Here is a 16,123-nt window from a genome sequence, read left to right as displayed (position 1 = left end):
GATGACCACACTGGCCAACCCGCCGCGGCTTGACCGCAAGGCGTGGGGCGTGCTGGCGCTGACCCTGGTGTTCTGGGTCGCCGACGGCTACGACACGTTCGTGCTGCTGATCACCGCGCGGCCGACGCTCACCGAGCTGCTGCCGCACGACCAGCTGCCGCACCTCACGACGTACCAGGGTTACCTGGTCGCCATCACGCTCGCGGGCTGGGCCACGGGCGGGATCGTCGGCGGCGTGCTCGGCGACCGGCTGGGCCGGCGGCGGACCATGATCGTGGCCGTCGCCGTGTACAGCGTCTTCACGGCGTGCTCGGCGTTGTCCGGGAACTGGTGGGTCTTCGGGCTCACGCGGTTCCTGACCGGGCTCGGGATCGGCGCCGAGTGGGGCGTGGGCACCTCGCTGCTGCAGGAGGTGTGGCCGGAGCGGTGGCGGGCCCGGGGCGCCGGCCTGCTGCAGGCCGGGTTCTCCGTCGGCGGCGTGCTCGTGTCGGGCCTGTGGGTGCTGCTCGGCTCGACGCTCGGGCTGTCGTGGCGCTGGATGTACCTGTTCGGCGTGATTCCGCTCGTCGTAGTGCTGCTGGTGCGCCGCAGCATCCCCGAGTCCCCGCGCTGGGCGGCGCAACGCAAGCGAAAAGTCGGGATCGGCGAGCTGCTGGCGCCCGGCGTGCGGCGCAATTTCCTGGGCGCGCTGGCGGTTTCGATCGCGATCACCGGCGGCTGGTGGGCGGTGAGCTCGTTCCTGCCCAGCTTCGTCGGCGGGCTCGTCGACGATCCGAAGCGCATCGCGTTCTACACGGGCTGGGCCGGCGCCCTGTACAACCTCGGCGAGATCGTGGGCTGCATCCTGCTCGGGTTCCTCGCCGAGAGCTGGGGCCGCAAGCTCTCGATCCAGGTGTACTTCGCCGGGTGCGTGGCGATCGTGCCCATCGTGTTCCTGCTGGTGCACGACGCGGCGACCGCCACGTGGCTGCAGCTGATCGCCGGGTTCCTCACCGGCGGCGTGTACAGCTGGTACACCGTGCACACGCCGGAGCTGTTCTCCACGTCGATCCGCGCGACCGCGATCAGCGTGGTGTTCAGCGGTTCGCGTTATCTGGCCATGGCCGGCGCCGTGCTGATCGGCCCGCTGGCCTCGGCCGTGGGCGGGTTCGGCCACGCCGCCGCGATCTTCGCCCCGATCTACCTGCTCGGCATGCTCGCCGTGCTGTTCCTGCCCGAGACCAAGGGCAAACCCCTGCCGGACTGAGTGTTTCCCACCGGACCGAGTGCCTGTCGCTGGAAGAAAGGACCACCCATGACCGTGAAGGTCGACATCCGGGTTCCCGTCGGCCGCCCGCTGCCCGAGCTGACGAAGTTCATCGTGTCGTGTGAAGAGGCCGGGTTCAACGGCGTCGGCGTGCACGACCACCACCACTCGGGCCGCGACGTCTACTCCGCCCTGACGCTGGCCGCGGCTGCGACGTCGAAGCTGCAGCTGTACCCGGCCACCACCAACACGGTCACGCGCCACCCGCTCGTGCTCGCCGCGATCGCCAACTCGCTGGCCGAGATCGGCCCGGGCCGCGTGCTGCTCACGCTCGCGCCGGGGTTCCTCTCCGTCGAGAAGGCGGGACGGCCGCAGGGGCGGCGCGAGCAGCTGAGCGAGGCGGTCACGGCGATCCGCAAGCTCGTGGCCGGCGAGACGGCCACTGTGGACGGTCACGAGATCAAGATGAACAACGTCGCCAAGCCCGCACCCGGGATCTTCGTGCTCGCGGCCGGGCCGAAGATGCTGGAGCTGGCCGGCGAGGTCGCCGACGGCGTGGTGATGCTCGCGGGCCTGCACCCGGACAGCATCGAAGCGGCGCGCTCGCACGTGCGCGCGGGTGCCCAGCGCGCGGGCCGCGCGCCGGAGTCGGTGCAGGAGATCCTCATCGTGCCCACGGCGATCGAGCCGTTCGACACCGCGCGCGAGTGGGTGCGGCGCTACTTCCGGCCGGACAAGCCGTTCCTCAACTACCCGAGCACCGCCAACCTGCGCTGGCTGCGCGCGGCCGGCCTCGACATCCCCGAGGACCACGACCCCACCGCGTTCACCTCGGCGCAGGCCAAGGAGATCAGCGAGGCGTTCGGCCTGTTCGGGCCCGCGGAGTACTGCGCGGAGCGGCTGCTGCAGGCTCAGTCGGAATCCGGAGTGGAGCACGTGTTCTTCTTCCCTTCGCACACGGCCGAAAGCGGCTACGACCTGCCGGAGGCCGACGTCGCCGCCTTCGCCGACGTCATCGGCCCGCGTCTGGCCGCGGGCTAGTCCCGCTTACGGGAACCGCTTCGCCCAGCGCCTGGACCACCGCGAGCGAGTCGAGGTAGTCGCGCCAGCGCACGACCTTGCCGTTCGCGACGGTGACGATGGAGACGAAGCGGTTCTCGTAGGGCCGGCCGGTTTCGACGACGCGGCCGTGCACTCCGTATTCGAGCGTGATCACGGACTTCTCGCGGTCGTGGTGCACGGCCAGGTCGCTGGCCCCTTCGAGCACGATGGCTTCGCCGTAGCCGCGATAGAGCTCGGCCAGCGCCCCGCGCCCCTCGACCCGCCTCGGATAGCCGCGCACCGTCACGACGAACTCGGTGACGACGTCTTCGGCGAGCAGGTCGAAGAAGTGCTCGCCTTCGACGTGGCCGGCGAGACCTTCTTTGACGACACCGAAAAACGGTTCGAGGGCGGCGAAATCTTCGAGGTGTTCCACGGTCATGGGCTGAGTTCCTGTTCTCGATCCGGGTTTGTCCGGTGTCGAGAACGGTAGGACCCGGCACCGACAGTTCCGGCTGCCGTGGCGTCCCTCGATCCGGTGAATGGGCCGCTGATTTTCGCTGGACTCGGCGGCGTTTCGCTTCGGTGTTCGGTTCCTCGCGGCCGTGTCGACACCGGCGCCGGTAACCGCGGCCGGGAACCTGGCCCTGCCACTCCCAGGAAAACCGGGACCGTCCCTGCCGCCGGCCGGGCGGCGCATCGTGGAGGAGAGCACGGAAGACCCAGCAGGAAAGGCATCCGACCATGGCCGACAGCGTTCCCGGCGGCACCCTCACCCTCGCCGACGACCTCACCCTCAGCCGCATGGGCTACGGCGCCATGCAGCTGGCCGGCCCCCGCGTCTTCGGTCCGCCGAAGGACCACGACGAGGCGATCGCGGTGCTGCGCGAAGCGGTCGAGCGCGGCATCACCCACATCGACACCAGCGACTTCTACGGCCCGGTCGTCACGAACGAGCTCATCAAGGAAGCACTGCACCCCTACCCGGCCGGCCTGCACATCGTCACGAAGGTCGGGGCGCGCCGCGGCCCGGACGGCTCGTGGAACCCGTCGCTGGAGCCGGAAGACCTCAAGGCGCAGGTGCGCGAGAACCTGCAGCACCTCGGCCTCGACGCGCTCGACGTGGTGAACCTGCGCGTCGGCTCCCACGAGGGCACGGACGACACCCCGCTGAGCGGACAGTTCGGCGCGCTGGCCGAGCTGCGTGAGCAGGGCCTGATCCGCCACCTCGGGCTCAGCGGCGTCTCCGACGCGCAGCTCACCGAGGCGCAGGCCATCGCGCCCGTGGTCACCGTGCAGAACCTGTACAACCTGGTCACCCGCGCCGACGACGCCCTGGTGGCGCGCTGTGCCGAGGAGAACATCGCGTTCGCCGCGTTCTTCCCGCTCGGCGGGTTCAGCCCGCTGCAGTCGGAGACGCTGGCCAAGGTCGCCGCGAACCTCGACGCGTCGCCGCAGCAGGTCGCGCTCGCGTGGCTGTTGCAGCGCTCCACCACGACCGTGCTGATCCCCGGCACGTCCTCGCGCGGGCACCTGCGCGAGAACATCTCCGCGGCCGACCTCGTGCTGCCGGCCGAAGCGGTGGCGGAGCTGGACGCCATCGGCGCCTGAACGTCCACTGTGGACCCCGACGCGATGGCGGGGTTAGGCTCACCGGCGTGATCACCACGGACGGATACCTGTACCTCGTCGACCGCGCGCTCGACGGGATGGCGGCCACGCTCACCGAGCTGGGCGACGAGCTCGCGAACGTCCGCCCCGAGGCGGCCGGGACGAACTCGCCGTACGCGATCGTCACGCACTGTCTCGGGGTGATGGCGTTCTGGGGCGGCCAGGTCGTGGCGGGCCGCGACGTGGCGCGCGACCGGGCGGCGGAGTTCGAGGCGGCGGGACCGGTCGCGCCGCTGGTGGAACGGATGCGGGCGGTCCGGGAGCGGTTCGGCGCCGACGTCGCCGGGTGCACCCCGGCCGCGCCGCCGAAGGGCGAGGTCCCGCCGAAGTACCGCGACACCCCGATCGGCGCGGCTCAGGGCCTCGCACTGCTGCACGTGTACGAGGAGCTGGCCCAGCACCGCGGCCACCTCGACCTCACCCGCGACGTAGTGCTCGGACCCCGCGACGAAACCGTGTAGAGGACACGGCGCCGGCTCCGTCCTTACAGTGAGCGTGCCGACGCGCGGCACGCCGGAAGGGCGGAGGACCCACGATGACGAAGTACATGGTGATGCAGACGTACTCGGGCGGCGAGGCCTGCGACGCGCCGATGAGCGAGTGGTCGCCCGAGGACATCCGGGTGCACATCGCGTTCCAGCGGGCGCTCAACGAGGAGCTCACCGACAAGGGCGAGCTGGTGGACGCGCAGGGGCTGGCCGGGCCGGAGGCGGCGAAGAAGGTCGTGTCCGGTGGTGCGGGCGGGACCGTGGTGACCGACGGGCCCTTCACGGAGAGCAAGGAGCTGCTCGCGGGTACCGGATCATCGACGTCGACTCGGAGGAGCGGGCTCTGGAGATCGCCGCGCGGCTCTCGGCGGCGCCCGGGCTCGGGGGCACGCCGATCCGCCAGCCGATCGAGGTCCGCCAGGTGATGAGCGCTCCGGCCTGATGGCGGCCGAGAGCGTCGAGGACCTGCTGCGCACGCTCGCGCCGCAGGTCCTCGGCGTGCTGGCCCGGCGCTTCGGCGACTTCGACGCGGCCGAGGACGCCGTGCAGGAGGCCCTGCTCGCCGCGGCGCTGCACTGGCCGGACGACGGCGTGCCGGGCAACCCGCGCGGCTGGCTGATCCAGGCGGCGGCGCGGCGGCTGACCGACGCGTACCGCAGCGACGAAGCCCGCGCGCGGCGTGAGCTGGCGGTGTTCGCCGAGCCGGTGGGCGCCGAGGTCCCGGACGAGGACGACACGCTCACGCTGCTGTTCCTGTGCTGCCACCCCGCTTTGACGTCGGCCTCGGCCATCGCGCTCACGCTCCGGGCCGTCGGCGGCCTGACCACGGCGGAGATCGCCGGCGCGTTCCTCGTGCCCGAGGCGACGATGGCGCAGCGGATCAGCCGGGCGAAGGGGAAGATCAAGGCTTCGGGCGTGCCGTTCCGGCTGCCGGCCGACGACGAGCGCGCACCGCGGCTGAAATCGGTGCTGCACGTGCTCTACCTGGTGTTCAACGAGGGCTACACCAGCAGCGCCGGGACGAGCCTGCACCGCACGGAGCTCTCGGGTGAGGCGATCCGGCTCGCGCGGCTGCTGCACGGGGTGCTGCCGGAAGACGGCGAGGTCACTGGCCTGCTGGCCCTCATGCTGCTCGTCGACGCGCGCCGCCCCGCGCGGACCGGGCCCGACGGTGACCTGGTGCCGCTGGAGGACCAGGACCGGACGCGGTGGGACCGGTCGCTGATCAGGGAAGGCGTCTCGCTCGCCACGGCCGCGCTTTCCGGCGGGCCAGCCGGCGAGTACGCGCTGCAGGCGGCGATCGCGGCGAGCCACGACATCGCGTTGCGCGCGCAGGACACTGACTGGCCCCGGATCCTGGCCCTCTACGAGCGGCTCGACACCTCGGCGGACAACCCGATGGTCACGCTGAACCGCGCGATCGCGACGGCGATGGTGCACGGCCCGGCTACAGGTCTGGACCTGCTCGCGACGCTCGACGGGCGGCTCGCCGGCCACTACCGGCTCGACGCCGTGCGCGCCCACCTGCTGGAACGCGCGGGCGAAACCCCGGCCGCGATCGGCTGTTACGAGGCCGCCGCGGCGCGCACCACGAACGCCCCGGAACGCCGCTATCTCACGGTTCGCGCCGCGCGGTTGCGGGCGGACCACCGCTGACCGTCCTCTTCGGACAGTGAGTCGATGTTCCACACTTCGCTCTCACAACGCGGCCCAGTAGGATCAGCACCGATCCTCACGGAAAGCGGAGCGGACCATGGCCACCACGGGTGATCGGCGGACGGGGTACGACATCACGAGCGTCCCCGCCGAGACGGTGCTCGCCGCGCTGCGGGCAGCCGTGCCGCCGTCGGCCACCTCGGGGGTCGTCTGGTGGATCTACGCCGGTCAGGGCCCTGGGACACCCCACCTCGTCGTCGGCCTGCGGGGTGACCGCGGCGCACTGGTGTGGCAGGAGAACGGTGCCGCGCACCTGCCCGCCGACGGCGCCGGCGCCGCGTCCGCCGACTACTTCAGCCTGCAGGGCGGCCACTTCCCGCAGCCGGCGGGCAGCGAGGTGCCGGCCGAACTCGTGCTCCGCGCGGTGGCGGAGTTCGCGGCGACCCGGGTCCGGCCGGAGTGCGTCTCCTGGAAGCTGCCCTAGGCCGTCGCGGCGTCGAGGTGCATCAGCTTCACCACGGCGAGGTTCGCGACGAACAGGGCGGGTAGCAGGAGCCCGAGCGTCCGCAGGCCCGAGAACCACAAGCCCGCGCCGGCGCCGCCGACCACCACGACGACGGTGAGCGCGTAGAGCAGCGGCGTGTGCAGCTTCGCGGTCGGCGCGGCGAACAGGGCCCACAGGCCGATGCCCACGGCGGGCGCGCCCAGGCCGAGCAGCAGCCTGCCCGCGGTGGACTCCCCCGTGTGGAACCCCCAGTACCCGAGCGCGACGATCGCGGCCAGCTCCAGCAGGAAAGCCAGGCCCAGGTTTCCCCAGCGCCACACGGTCTCGATCACGGTCGCCTCCTTGAAGTGAGAGCAGTGCTCTCTGTTGGAAGCAGTGTTCACCCTTATCGTTCGCGTTGTCAAGAGCACTGCTCTCGGATCGCCAGTGCCGCGGTCGCGAGGACGACGGCGAGCCACACCGGCGCGCGGTGACCCGTGCCGATGAGGCCGGCGGCGAGCCACGGCCCGGCAGCGGCGCCGACGTTGAGCGCCGCGGTGGCGAACGCACCCCTCAGCGCCGGCGCGTCCGGCGCGGCGCGCAGCACCTGCGCGACGGCGGTGGACCCGACGGCGAACGACAGCAGTGCCTGCACGGGGACGAGAACGAGCAGCACGGTCGCGTTCCCCGCGCCGAACGCGAGGGCGAGCCAGCCGACGGCAAGCCCCACTTGCGTCTTTCGCGTGGCCGGACGCCGGCCGGCGAGCACGACCCCGGCGGAGGCCCCGAGGCCGAACAACGCGAGGAGGACGGGCAGCCGGCCGCCGTTCGAGTCCGCCAGCAGGGCGAGGTAGGTGAACACGGCGAAGGTGGCGCCGTTGACGAGCGCGCCCCGGCCGAGCGCGGCCAGCACCCGTGGTCGCTTCAGCACCGCGAACTCGGCCATGACGGGTGCACTCGCGGTTTTCGTCCTGGGCGCCCACCGCGCGATGGCGGCGAACGCGGGCACGGACACCAGCGCGACCGCCCAGAACGCCGAGCGCCACCCCCACACCTGCCCGAGCACGGCGCCCGCCGGCACTCCGGCGATGCACGCCAGTGTCGTCCCGGTCAGCACCACGGCGGTCGCCCGCCCCTCGGCGCCGGGCGCGGCATCGGCCGCCACGGTCAGCGCGACGGCGAGAAACCCGGCCGTCGCCAGCGCGGCCAGCAGCCGCGTGCCGAGCAGGATGCCGAACCCGGGCGCCAGCGCCCCCACCACGTGCACCGTGATGAACACCCCGAGGTACCCCAGCAGCGCGCTCCGCCGCGGCCACCCCCGGCCGGCCACCGCCAGCACCGGCGCCCCGACCACCATCCCCACGGCGAACACCGCCGTCAGCGACCCCGCGGCGGCCGGCGAGACCCCCAGGTCCCGCGCCACGCCGGGCACCAGGCCCGACACCATGAACTCCGACGTCCCCTGGGCGAACACGGCGAGGGCGAGCAGATACGGCAACACAGACACTCCCGAGATCGACGTGACCGTCCTGTTCGGACGGTGAAAGAAGGCACGGTCGATCGGAGCGTCTGGCCTCGGCTACCGGGGAATACGGCAGCTACTGGAGAACACGGCCGCTAGGGAACACAAACTCCGCAACGCCACCGCTCGACCGGTGGCGCCACTCTGTTCGCCTCGGGACTGCTCATGGCGCGCACGGTAGCAGCGTCGGGGGGTGGCGCCGAACGGTTTTCGGCCGGGGCTTCCCGACGGCGTTCCAGGATCCCCGCATTACCCGCCACAGCCCCGAAAGATCGCCTGCCAAGAGGACAAAGGCCACCCTCGGTGGTAGTTCCGGGCAGCGGTCACGAAGGGTAGCGCTCGAACGGAGCAGCGACGCAAGATCGTGTCCTTCGTTCGGCGGCGTCGCTCTACCCTGAGTCTCAGTAATCTTCTCCGCCATGAACGACCGAAGGACCGGGATTCGCACGGTCCAGATGGCGGGCCTGGGCATCGTCGCCGGGCTGGGGTTCCTGGTGGCGAGCCTGTGGTGGTCGGCGGCCACGTGGTGGAGCTGGCTGGGCGGGAGCGTGCTGGTGGGGATACTGACGTGGATCTTCGTGTTCGAGCTGCTGCGGCTCGGGCGAAGGGGCGACGACTGATCCGCCTCGGGCAACAGCACAAAAAAGAGGGGCCGCCCCTCGGAAAAGGGCGGCCCCTCGAAGAAAAACCTACTTCGTGAAGTACCAGTCCTCGGGGCTGCGCGCCGTCTGGACCGCGGGGAACGAGACGCCGCCGAGGTCCTTCGCGACGACCTCCATCGGGCCGCGCAGGGGCATGTTGATCTGGCCCGGCAGGGTCTTCGTGGCGTAGTCCTCGTAGGCGGCGAAGGCGTTCTTGTCGTCGCTGTGCAGCGTGGCCTCGATGAGCTTGTCCAGCTGCGGGTCGTCGTAGTTGCCGATGTTGCCGGTGGAGCCGGGGAGCAGCAGCTGGTCACCGGTGGGCACGGCGTTGTACTGCTGGTACCCGAAGTAGCCCATCTGCCAGTCGCACGCGGGGCCGGAGCCGTGGCAGTCGCTGACGTCGCCCAGCAGCGCGTTGAACTCCTGGCCCTTCAGGTCGAACACGATGCCCGCCTCGGCGGCGTCCGACTTCCACTGCTGCATGATCCGCCCGTACGCGGGGTTGCCGGTCGAGTACTGCAGGTTGAACTCCAGCCGCGTGCCCGCCGCGACGCCGGCGCCGCACTGGTTCGGGGCGGTGCCGGGTGCGGTGCAGGTCATGGCGCCGTTCTGCACGGTCCAGCCGTGTGACGTCAGCAGGGCCTTCGCCTTCGCCTTGTCGAACGGGTACGGGCCCGCGCCGCGCTCGGCGTCGGTCACGTAGGAGTTGTCCGGGTTGGTCGGCACCGGGCCGGTGGTCACGGTGGCGTAGCCGCGGTAGGCGACGTTCACGTCCGTCACCTGGTCCAGGGTCTGCTGGAACGCCTGCCGGACGTAGAGCTGCTTGAACACCGCCCCGAACTTCGGGTTGTCCATGTTCAGGATCGTCGAGCTCCAGCCCCACGCCGCGGCGGGCACGAGGTTGTAGTTGGCCTGCAACGGGTTCGTCGCCGGCACCTTCTCGCTCGCCTTCTTCTGCGGCAGGTCCGCACCCTGCACGCCGCCGACGGAGATGGTCCGGCCGCTGCGCAGCGTGTTGAACTCCGCGCTGGTGCTCGTGAACGGCTGCATCTTGTAGTGCGCCAGGTGCGGCTTGTCCGGCCCGCTGTACTTCGGGTTCGGGTCGTAGCTGATGTTGCCCTCGGCGTCGAACGACGTCAGGTGCCACGGCCCGTCCACGACCTGCCACAACGGATCCGTCGCGTAGGTCGAGAGGTCCTTGCTCTTGGTGAACAGGTACTTGTACACCGCGTCGCACTTCGCGCGGTCGTCCGCGCAGCCGCCGCTGCCCGCGGCCGCGGAGTCCGACGTCTTGTCCCACGCCATCGGCAGCGGCGCGATCTGCGCGAGCTCCTGGCCGGTGAACCACGTCGGCGAGTACGAGTCGGTGAGCTGCAGCGTCACCTGCTGCGGCCCGGTCGCCGTCGCGGACTTCACGTTGTCCGGGAACTGGCCCGGCACGTAGCCGTACCAGTTGGCCTTCTCCGCGAACATCATGTTCATCCAGAACACCACGTCCTTGGCGTTCACCGTCTCGCCGTTGGACCACTTGTACGGCTTGACGTTGATCACCACCTTGGTGTTGTTGTCGCTGAACACCGGCGGGTCGGCGAGGCTCTTGGTGGTGTTGACGCCGGTGCCGCCGTTCGCGTCGCCGAACCAGTACAGCTCGCGGTACATGAGCTGCTGCAGGTCGCCGGTCGCGTAACCGCTGTTGTGCGCCGAGTCCACGAACGGGAAGATCCAGTTCGGCTGGGTGCCCGGCGATTCGGCGAACACGGCCGTGCCGCCTTCGGTCGGGGTGCCGCCGCCCGAGCTCGAGCTCCCGCCGCTGCACGCGGTGGCGAGCGCGGCCGCCGCCAGCACCACCACCGGCGCCACGAGTGCCTTGCGCAGTCTCATCCGTTCTCTCCTTGGTAGACCTTCGTCGCGTCGTGCTCACGAGCGGCGTCGAGCGGGAAGTGGCAGGCCGCCTCGTGCCCGGCGCCGAACGGCCGCAGCACGGGCTCCTCTTCGGCGCAGATCTCCTGCGCGAACGGGCAGCGCGTGCGGAAGCGGCAGCCCGACGGCGGCGAGATCGCGGACGGCAGCTCGCCCGAGACGCCGCCGCTCTGGCGGGCCGCCCACGGATCGGCGACCGGGACCGTGTCGATCAGCCCCCGCGTGTACGGGTGCCGCGGACGGCCGTGCACCTCCGCGGCGGGGCCGACCTCCACGAGCTTGCCCAGGTACATCACGCCGATGCGCTGCGCCAGGTACCGCACCACGGACAGGTCGTGGGAGATGAACACGTACGTGAGCCCGTGGCGCTCGCGCAGGTCGTTCATCAGGTTCAGGATCTGCGCCTGCACGGACACGTCCAGCGCCGACACCGGCTCGTCGGCCACGATCAGCTTCGGCTCCAGCGCCAGGGCCCGCGCGAGCCCGACGCGCTGGCGCTGCCCGCCGGAGAACTCGTGCGGGTACCGCTGCGCCGCGTCGGCGGGCAGCCCCACCTCGCCCAGCAGCTCGCGGACCCGCGCGCTGCGCTGCGCCCGGGTGCCGGCGCCGTGGATCTCCAGCGGCTCGGCCAGGATCGCGCCGACGCGCATGCGCGGGTCGAGCGAGGCGTACGGGTCCTGGAACACCAGGTGCGTGTCGCGGTGACGCTGCCGCAGCTCGGCGCCACGCAAGGAAGTCAGCTCCGTGCCGCCGATCCGGATGTGGCCCGACGTCGGTTCGTCGAGCCCGACCACGGCCCGGCCCACGGTCGTCTTGCCGCAGCCCGACTCCCCGACGAGCCCGAACGTCTCCCCCTCCGCCACGGAGAAACTCACCCCGGCGACGGCGGACACCGTGCCTGTGCGGCGCCGCAGCACCGCGCCCTTGGTGACGGGGAAGTCCTTCACCAGGTTCTCGACTTCCAGCAGCGGCGCGCCCGTCGTCGGCTCCGAAGCCGGCGCGCCCGCCCGCTCGTGCACGCGGACCACGGCCGACGGTTCCTCGACCCGCGCCGAACCGACCGGGTGGAAACACGCGTACTCGTGCCCGGCCACGTCGGCGCGCAGCTCCGGGTCCTTCTCGACGCACTCCTCGGTCGCGTAGCGGCAACGCGGCGCGAAGCGGCAGCCGGCCGGCGGTTCGCGCAGGTCGGGCGGCAGGCCGGGGATGCTGTAGAGCTTCTCCCCCGACTCGGCCGAGTTCTCCGGCAGCGCCTCGAACAACGCCTCGGTGTACGGGTGGCGCGGGTTGCCGAACAGCCGGCGCGTGTCCGTGAGCTCGGCGATCTTCCCGGCGTACATCACGGCGACGCGGTCGGCGCGGCCCGCGACCACGCCGAGGTCGTGCGTCACGAGGATCACGGCCATGCCCAGGCGGCGGCGCAGGTCGTCGATCAGCTCCAGGATCTGGTGCTGCACGGTCACGTCGAGCGCGGTGGTCGGCTCGTCGGCGATGAGCAGCTCCGGCTCGCACACCAGCGCGCGGGCGATCATCACGCGCTGGCGCATGCCGCCCGAGAGCTGGTGCGGGTAGTCCTCGGCGCGTTTGCGCGCGTCCGGCAGCCGCACCAGATCGAGCATCGCGACGGCGCGCTCGTGCAGCTCGCGCCGGGACAGCGTCGAGTGCAGCTCCAGTGGTTCGCTCACCTGGCGCCCGATGGGCAGCGACGGATTGAGCGAGGTCATCGGGTCCTGGAACACCGTGCCGATGCGCTTGCCGCGGACCTCACGCAGCTCGGCGGGGGTCATGGCCGCGAGGTCGTCGTCGCCGAGCAGAATCCGGCCCGACGCGATGCGCCCGCCGGGCGGGAGCAGCCGCAGGATCGACAGGGCCGTCATCGTCTTGCCGCTGCCGGACTCGCCGACGAGCCCGAGCAGCTCGCCGCGGCCGACTTCCAGCGTCACACCGTCGACGGGGCGGACGACGCCGTCGCGGACGTCGATGGTGGTGTGCAGTTCTTCCAGGCGCAGAACGGGTTCCATGGGGTTCAGCGCCTCCGCAGCCGCACTTCGAGCGCGTCGCGCAGGGCGTCGCCGAGCAGGTTGAACGCCACGACCACGAGCATGATCGCGATGCCGGGCGGAAGGATCATCCACCAGTAGCCGTTCTGCACGAACTCGGTGCCGTTGGACAGCATGTTGCCCCAGTCGGCGTGCGGCGGCGCGATGCCGAGGCCGAGGTAGCTCAGCGCGGCCACGAGCAGGATCGCGTCGGCCACCTGGAAGGTCGCGTTGACCACGATGGTGCCGATCGCGTTGGGCATGATGTGGCGCAGCACCACGCGTTTCCCGCCGCCGCCCATCATCCGCACGGCCTGCACGTACTCGCGGGTACGCAGCGAAAGCGTCTCGCCGCGCACGAGCCGGGCCGGGCTGAGCCACGCGCCGAACGACACCACGACGATCAGCAGCCCCAGCGTCGGCGTGAAGATCGCGGCGAGGATCAGCAGCAGGAACAGCGTGGGGATGGCCAGCAGGGTGTCGACGATGCGCATCATCACCGCGTCGACGAACCCGCCGACGTAACCCGCGATGGCACCCCAGAACGTGCCGAACACGGTCGCGAGCACCGCCGCCGCGACGCCGATTTCGAGCGACGACCGGCCGCCGACCATGAGCCGGCCGAGCTCGTCGTAGCCCACGTCGTCGGTGCCCAGCGGGTGGCCCGCGCCCGGTGGCTGGTTGGCGCCCGAGAGGTTCGTCGCGATCTGCTCGGTGTGGTAGACGAGCGGGCCGAAGAAGCAGAACAGCACGAACAAGACGATCAACACGAGTCCCGCGACCGCCAGGCGGTTCTCGAGGAAGGCCCGCAGGGTCGCCCGCGCCGTGGAGCGCGGGGGTGCCACCGGAGCCGCGGCTTGGTCGGTCATCAGTACTTCACCCTCGGGTCGAGCACGGCGTAGCCGATGTCGGCGAGCAGGGAGCCGGCCACCGTCGCGAGCGCGACGACGAGCCCGATCCCCAGCAGCACCGGGTAGTCGTGCACCTGGGCACCCTGGATGAACGTGAAGCCCATGCCCGGGTAGTTGAACACCTGCTCGGTGATGAGCGCGCCCGCGAACAGCTGCGGCAGCGAAAGCCCCAGCAGCGTGACGATCGGGATCAGCGAGTTGCGCAGCACGTGGCGCGTGAGCACCTTGCCCTCGCTCGCCCCGCCCGCCAGCGCGGTGCGCACGTAGTCCTGGCTGAGGTTCTCCATCACCGACGAGCGCGCGTAACGGCTGAACGACGCGATGGTGATCAGCGCCAGCGTGAGCACGGGCAGCACGAGCGCCGGTGCCTGCGACAGGATCTCGCCCAGCGAGTCGCCGCTCGGTCCGAGTGGGGAGAACCACTGCAGCTGCACCGCGAACAGCAGCACGAGGATCTCGCCGAGGAAGAAGCTCGGCATCGAGTAGAACGCGAACGACAGGCCGGTCGCCACGTAGTCGCCCAGGGTGTTGCGCTTGCGCGCCTGGTACACGCCCAGCGGCACCGCCACCACGAGAGCGACCAAAGTGGACAGTGTCATGAGCAGGATCGTCTTGGGCAGGTGATCGGCGATCACGTCGGTCACCGGCTGGTTGAGCTTGTACGAGTAACCGAGATCACCGTGCAGCACGCGCCCGGCCCAGGTGAGGAACTGCGTGACCAGTGGACGGTCGTAGCCGTTGTCGTGGAGGAACGTCCGGATCTGCAGCTGCGTGGCCTTCGGCCCGAGGATCGCGCGGGCCGGCCCGCCCGGCAGCAGCTGGAGCAGCACGAACGTGAGCACCGCGACCAGCACCACCACCACGACCGACTGCAGGACGCGGCGCGCCAGGTACCCCGCCATCAACCGTCCCCAGGATCGTTCCAGTACTTGCCCGATGCATAGACCTACACGGCGGAAGCTCACGTGTCCACGGCGCCCATGGAAACTGACGTGCCGTTGTCCCACCTGGTGATCTTCCTACTTTCGGCGCTACCGCCGCCGCAGTGTCCGATGTAGATGATCGGCAAACCGGACAATCCGGGGCACACCGTGATACACGGCCCGGCGTCCGCGTTGTACGGATCGTGTACGGATCGCGCACAGACTCCTCACCGTTCGCGACGGACGAGTGAAGGAGTTGGGTGTCGTGCTGGGGAAGACAGTCGGGAAGACAACGGCCCGCCGCGTGGTCGCGGCGGTCCTGGCCGCGGGCGCGGTCACCACGGGCGGGGTGGCGCTGGCGGCGCCCGCGAGCGCCGCGCCGGCCGGGTCCTGGCGCGCCGACCTGTCCCACGTCGACGGCGACGACGTCAACGTCGAGGCGGCGGGCGGAGCGCTGACGCTGAAGGATTCCGCTTGGCACAGAACGGATCTGCTCACCGCCGGCAGCCAGGGCTACCTGGTCTCCGCCGCGCAGCAGCTCGCCTCGCCGGTGAATCGCCTGACGACGAACGTCGCCGCGGACCTGCCGAAGGGCACCGACGTGCAGATCGACGTGCGCGGCCGCACCGGCGCCGACGACTGGACCGAGTGGACGCCGGCCGGCGCGCAGGCCGCCTCGTTCGGCCGCGCGGTGAGCGTGGTGCAGGCGCGGATCTCCCTGTCCAGCACCACCGACGGCGTGCGCCCGACCGTGCGCGAGGTCGACCTGACCGGCACCCTGGCCCCGCAGGCCAACGCGCTGGCGGCCACGACCCCGCTGACCTACACGATCTACGCCACCCGCGAGGGCCTCACCGGCCACACCACCGCCAACGGCCACGTGATCACCGCCAACGACCACTTCGTCGCGCTGCCCTCGGGCAAGGCGACCTCGCCCAAGGGCACCGGGAACTACACGGTGAAGGTGTGCCGCACCGACGGAAGCCGCTGCGAATACGCGCCGGTGTGGGACGTCGGCCCGTGGAACACCAAGGACGACTACTGGAACCCGGCCTCGGTCCGCTCGGAGTACAAGGACCTGCCGCAGGGCCAGCCGGAGGCGTATGCCGCCTACCACAACCACTACAACGGCGGTAAGGACGACCTCGGCTACACCGTGGGCAACCCGGCCGGCATCGACCTCGCCGACGGCGTGTTCAACTCCGGCCTCGGGCTCGCCGACAACGGCAACGTGAAGGTGACCTACCTGTGGACCGGTTCGGCCGCCGCGACCGGGGTCGTGAGCACCGCCGGCGACCCGATGAACGTGCGGGCGAGCGCGAGCACCACGGCCGCCGTCAAGGGCCTCGCGGCGAACTACGCCAAGGTCAACATCGAGTGCTACGTCAACGGTTCCTCGGTGACCGGAACATTCGGCACCAGCACGATCTGGGACCGCATCGGCCCGGACAACTTCATCTCCGACGCCTACGTGAAGACCGGGTCCGACCTCCCCGTCGCCCCGCTCTGCTCCTGAGCTCGACGGTGAACGGTCCGGCGGGGACACTCCGCCGGACCGTTCACCTTTGCCCGCAACGCTTT

At 71.0% G+C, this 16,123-nt stretch carries 16 protein-coding genes; 9 read left to right on the top strand and 7 right to left on the bottom strand.

The window, feature by feature from the left end; all coding sequences use genetic code 11:
* Nucleotide 1 precedes the first annotated feature (1 nt).
* Together AB0878_RS43115 and AB0878_RS43110 are read left to right on the top strand one after the other, a co-directional pair.
* A complete protein-coding gene (locus tag AB0878_RS43115; RefSeq protein ID WP_366587893.1) occupies nt 2-1,246 on the top strand; it encodes an MFS transporter in 1,245 nt (414 codons plus the stop codon).
* A 48-nt stretch (nt 1,247-1,294) separates the two neighbouring features.
* Nucleotides 1,295-2,287, top strand: a complete 993-nt coding sequence (locus tag AB0878_RS43110) for an LLM class flavin-dependent oxidoreductase (RefSeq protein ID WP_366587890.1) — start codon at nt 1,295-1,297, stop codon at nt 2,285-2,287.
* Here the strand turns inward: AB0878_RS43110 and AB0878_RS43105 are convergent.
* Nucleotides 2,259-2,729, bottom strand: a complete 471-nt coding sequence (locus tag AB0878_RS43105) for a nuclear transport factor 2 family protein (protein WP_366587887.1) — start codon at nt 2,727-2,729, stop codon at nt 2,259-2,261. The genes AB0878_RS43110 and AB0878_RS43105 overlap by 29 nt on opposite strands.
* A gap of 302 nt (nt 2,730-3,031) precedes the next feature.
* On the opposite strand from AB0878_RS43105, the gene AB0878_RS43100 reads away from it, so the two are divergent.
* The 5 genes from AB0878_RS43100 to AB0878_RS43080 all read left to right on the top strand — a co-directional run bounded on the left by AB0878_RS43100 (nt 3,032) and on the right by AB0878_RS43080 (nt 6,586).
* Entirely contained in the window at nt 3,032-3,898 is an 867-nt protein-coding gene (locus tag AB0878_RS43100; protein WP_366587884.1) for an oxidoreductase, read from the top strand.
* A 47-nt stretch (nt 3,899-3,945) separates the two neighbouring features.
* Nucleotides 3,946-4,419 carry a DUF664 domain-containing protein gene (locus AB0878_RS43095; protein WP_366587882.1) on the top strand — a complete coding sequence of 158 codons (474 nt, stop codon included), beginning with the start codon at nt 3,946-3,948 and terminating at the stop codon, nt 4,417-4,419.
* A gap of 74 nt (nt 4,420-4,493) precedes the next feature.
* Nucleotides 4,494-4,871: a hypothetical protein gene (locus AB0878_RS43090; protein ID WP_366587880.1), complete on the top strand. Its 378-nt coding sequence runs from the start codon at nt 4,494-4,496 to the stop codon at nt 4,869-4,871.
* Nucleotides 4,872-4,887: 16 nt separating this feature from the next.
* Nucleotides 4,888-6,102: a DUF6596 domain-containing protein gene (locus AB0878_RS43085; RefSeq protein WP_366587878.1), complete on the top strand. Its 1,215-nt coding sequence runs from the start codon at nt 4,888-4,890 to the stop codon at nt 6,100-6,102.
* 97 nt (nt 6,103-6,199) lie between these two features.
* Nucleotides 6,200-6,586: an Imm1 family immunity protein gene (locus AB0878_RS43080; protein ID WP_366587876.1), complete on the top strand. Its 387-nt coding sequence runs from the start codon at nt 6,200-6,202 to the stop codon at nt 6,584-6,586.
* On the opposite strand, the gene AB0878_RS43075 is transcribed toward AB0878_RS43080, so the two are convergent.
* Together AB0878_RS43075 and AB0878_RS43070 are read right to left on the bottom strand one after the other, a co-directional pair.
* Complete coding sequence (locus AB0878_RS43075) at nt 6,583-6,939, bottom strand: YrdB family protein (RefSeq protein WP_366587874.1); 357 nt, start codon at nt 6,937-6,939, stop codon at nt 6,583-6,585. The two genes, AB0878_RS43080 and AB0878_RS43075, sit on opposite strands and share 4 nt — an antisense overlap.
* 68 nt (nt 6,940-7,007) lie before the next feature.
* A complete protein-coding gene (locus AB0878_RS43070) occupies nt 7,008-8,087 on the bottom strand; it encodes an MFS transporter (protein ID WP_366587871.1) in 1,080 nt (359 codons plus the stop codon).
* 440 nt (nt 8,088-8,527) lie between these two features.
* Between AB0878_RS43070 and AB0878_RS43065 the strand changes: the two genes are divergently transcribed.
* The gene (locus AB0878_RS43065) at nt 8,528-8,728 is read left to right on the top strand and encodes a hypothetical protein (RefSeq protein WP_366587869.1); all 201 of its coding nucleotides are present in this window, start codon (nt 8,528-8,530) and stop codon (nt 8,726-8,728) included.
* A gap of 69 nt (nt 8,729-8,797) precedes the next feature.
* Here the strand turns inward: AB0878_RS43065 and AB0878_RS43060 are convergent, their stop codons facing one another.
* From AB0878_RS43060 to AB0878_RS43045, 4 genes are read right to left on the bottom strand one after another with little or no spacing between them, the layout of a single operon-like run.
* Complete coding sequence (locus tag AB0878_RS43060; RefSeq protein WP_366587867.1) at nt 8,798-10,630, bottom strand: ABC transporter substrate-binding protein; 1,833 nt, start codon at nt 10,628-10,630, stop codon at nt 8,798-8,800.
* Nucleotides 10,627-12,690: an ABC transporter ATP-binding protein gene (locus AB0878_RS43055; protein ID WP_366587864.1), complete on the bottom strand. Its 2,064-nt coding sequence runs from the start codon at nt 12,688-12,690 to the stop codon at nt 10,627-10,629. The genes AB0878_RS43060 and AB0878_RS43055 overlap by 4 nt, the downstream gene beginning before the upstream one ends.
* A 5-nt stretch (nt 12,691-12,695) precedes the next feature.
* Complete coding sequence (locus tag AB0878_RS43050; protein ID WP_366587861.1) at nt 12,696-13,577, bottom strand: ABC transporter permease; 882 nt, start codon at nt 13,575-13,577, stop codon at nt 12,696-12,698.
* Nucleotides 13,577-14,521, bottom strand: coding sequence for an ABC transporter permease (locus AB0878_RS43045; RefSeq protein WP_366587859.1), 945 nt, complete (start codon nt 14,519-14,521; stop codon nt 13,577-13,579). The genes AB0878_RS43050 and AB0878_RS43045 overlap by 1 nt, the downstream gene beginning before the upstream one ends.
* 286 nt (nt 14,522-14,807) lie before the next feature.
* Here AB0878_RS43045 and AB0878_RS43040 point away from each other — a divergent pair, with 286 nt between their 5' ends.
* Nucleotides 14,808-16,058: a hypothetical protein gene (locus tag AB0878_RS43040; RefSeq protein ID WP_366587856.1), complete on the top strand. Its 1,251-nt coding sequence runs from the start codon at nt 14,808-14,810 to the stop codon at nt 16,056-16,058.
* Nucleotides 16,059-16,123: the final 65 nt, after the last annotated feature.

This window comes from Amycolatopsis sp. NPDC047767 (assembly GCF_040704195.1).
Taxonomy (GTDB): domain Bacteria; phylum Actinomycetota; class Actinomycetes; order Mycobacteriales; family Pseudonocardiaceae; genus Amycolatopsis.
The sequence above is the reverse complement of the archived record's forward strand: the minus strand, read 5'-3'. Positions and strand labels throughout refer to the sequence as shown.

What these genes read in the sequence shown, in the direction of transcription:
- AB0878_RS43100 (WP_366587884.1), top strand. Translation starts at nt 3,032, where the DNA reads ATGGCCGACAGCGTTCCCGGCGGCACCCTCACCCTCGCCGACGACCTC.
- AB0878_RS43080 (WP_366587876.1), top strand. Translation starts at nt 6,200, where the DNA reads ATGGCCACCACGGGTGATCGGCGGACGGGGTACGACATCACGAGCGTC.
- AB0878_RS43085 (WP_366587878.1), top strand. Translation starts at nt 4,888, where the DNA reads ATGGCGGCCGAGAGCGTCGAGGACCTGCTGCGCACGCTCGCGCCGCAG.
- AB0878_RS43045 (WP_366587859.1), bottom strand. Translation starts at nt 14,521, where the DNA reads ATGGCGGGGTACCTGGCGCGCCGCGTCCTGCAGTCGGTCGTGGTGGTG.
- AB0878_RS43110 (WP_366587890.1), top strand. Translation starts at nt 1,295, where the DNA reads ATGACCGTGAAGGTCGACATCCGGGTTCCCGTCGGCCGCCCGCTGCCC.
- AB0878_RS43105 (WP_366587887.1), bottom strand. Translation starts at nt 2,729, where the DNA reads ATGACCGTGGAACACCTCGAAGATTTCGCCGCCCTCGAACCGTTTTTC.
- AB0878_RS43060 (WP_366587867.1), bottom strand. Translation starts at nt 10,630, where the DNA reads ATGAGACTGCGCAAGGCACTCGTGGCGCCGGTGGTGGTGCTGGCGGCG.
- AB0878_RS43055 (WP_366587864.1), bottom strand. Translation starts at nt 12,690, where the DNA reads ATGGAACCCGTTCTGCGCCTGGAAGAACTGCACACCACCATCGACGTC.
- AB0878_RS43115 (WP_366587893.1), top strand. Translation starts at nt 2, where the DNA reads ATGACCACACTGGCCAACCCGCCGCGGCTTGACCGCAAGGCGTGGGGC.
- AB0878_RS43090 (WP_366587880.1), top strand. Translation starts at nt 4,494, where the DNA reads ATGACGAAGTACATGGTGATGCAGACGTACTCGGGCGGCGAGGCCTGC.
- AB0878_RS43050 (WP_366587861.1), bottom strand. Translation starts at nt 13,577, where the DNA reads ATGACCGACCAAGCCGCGGCTCCGGTGGCACCCCCGCGCTCCACGGCG.
- AB0878_RS43065 (WP_366587869.1), top strand. Translation starts at nt 8,528, where the DNA reads ATGAACGACCGAAGGACCGGGATTCGCACGGTCCAGATGGCGGGCCTG.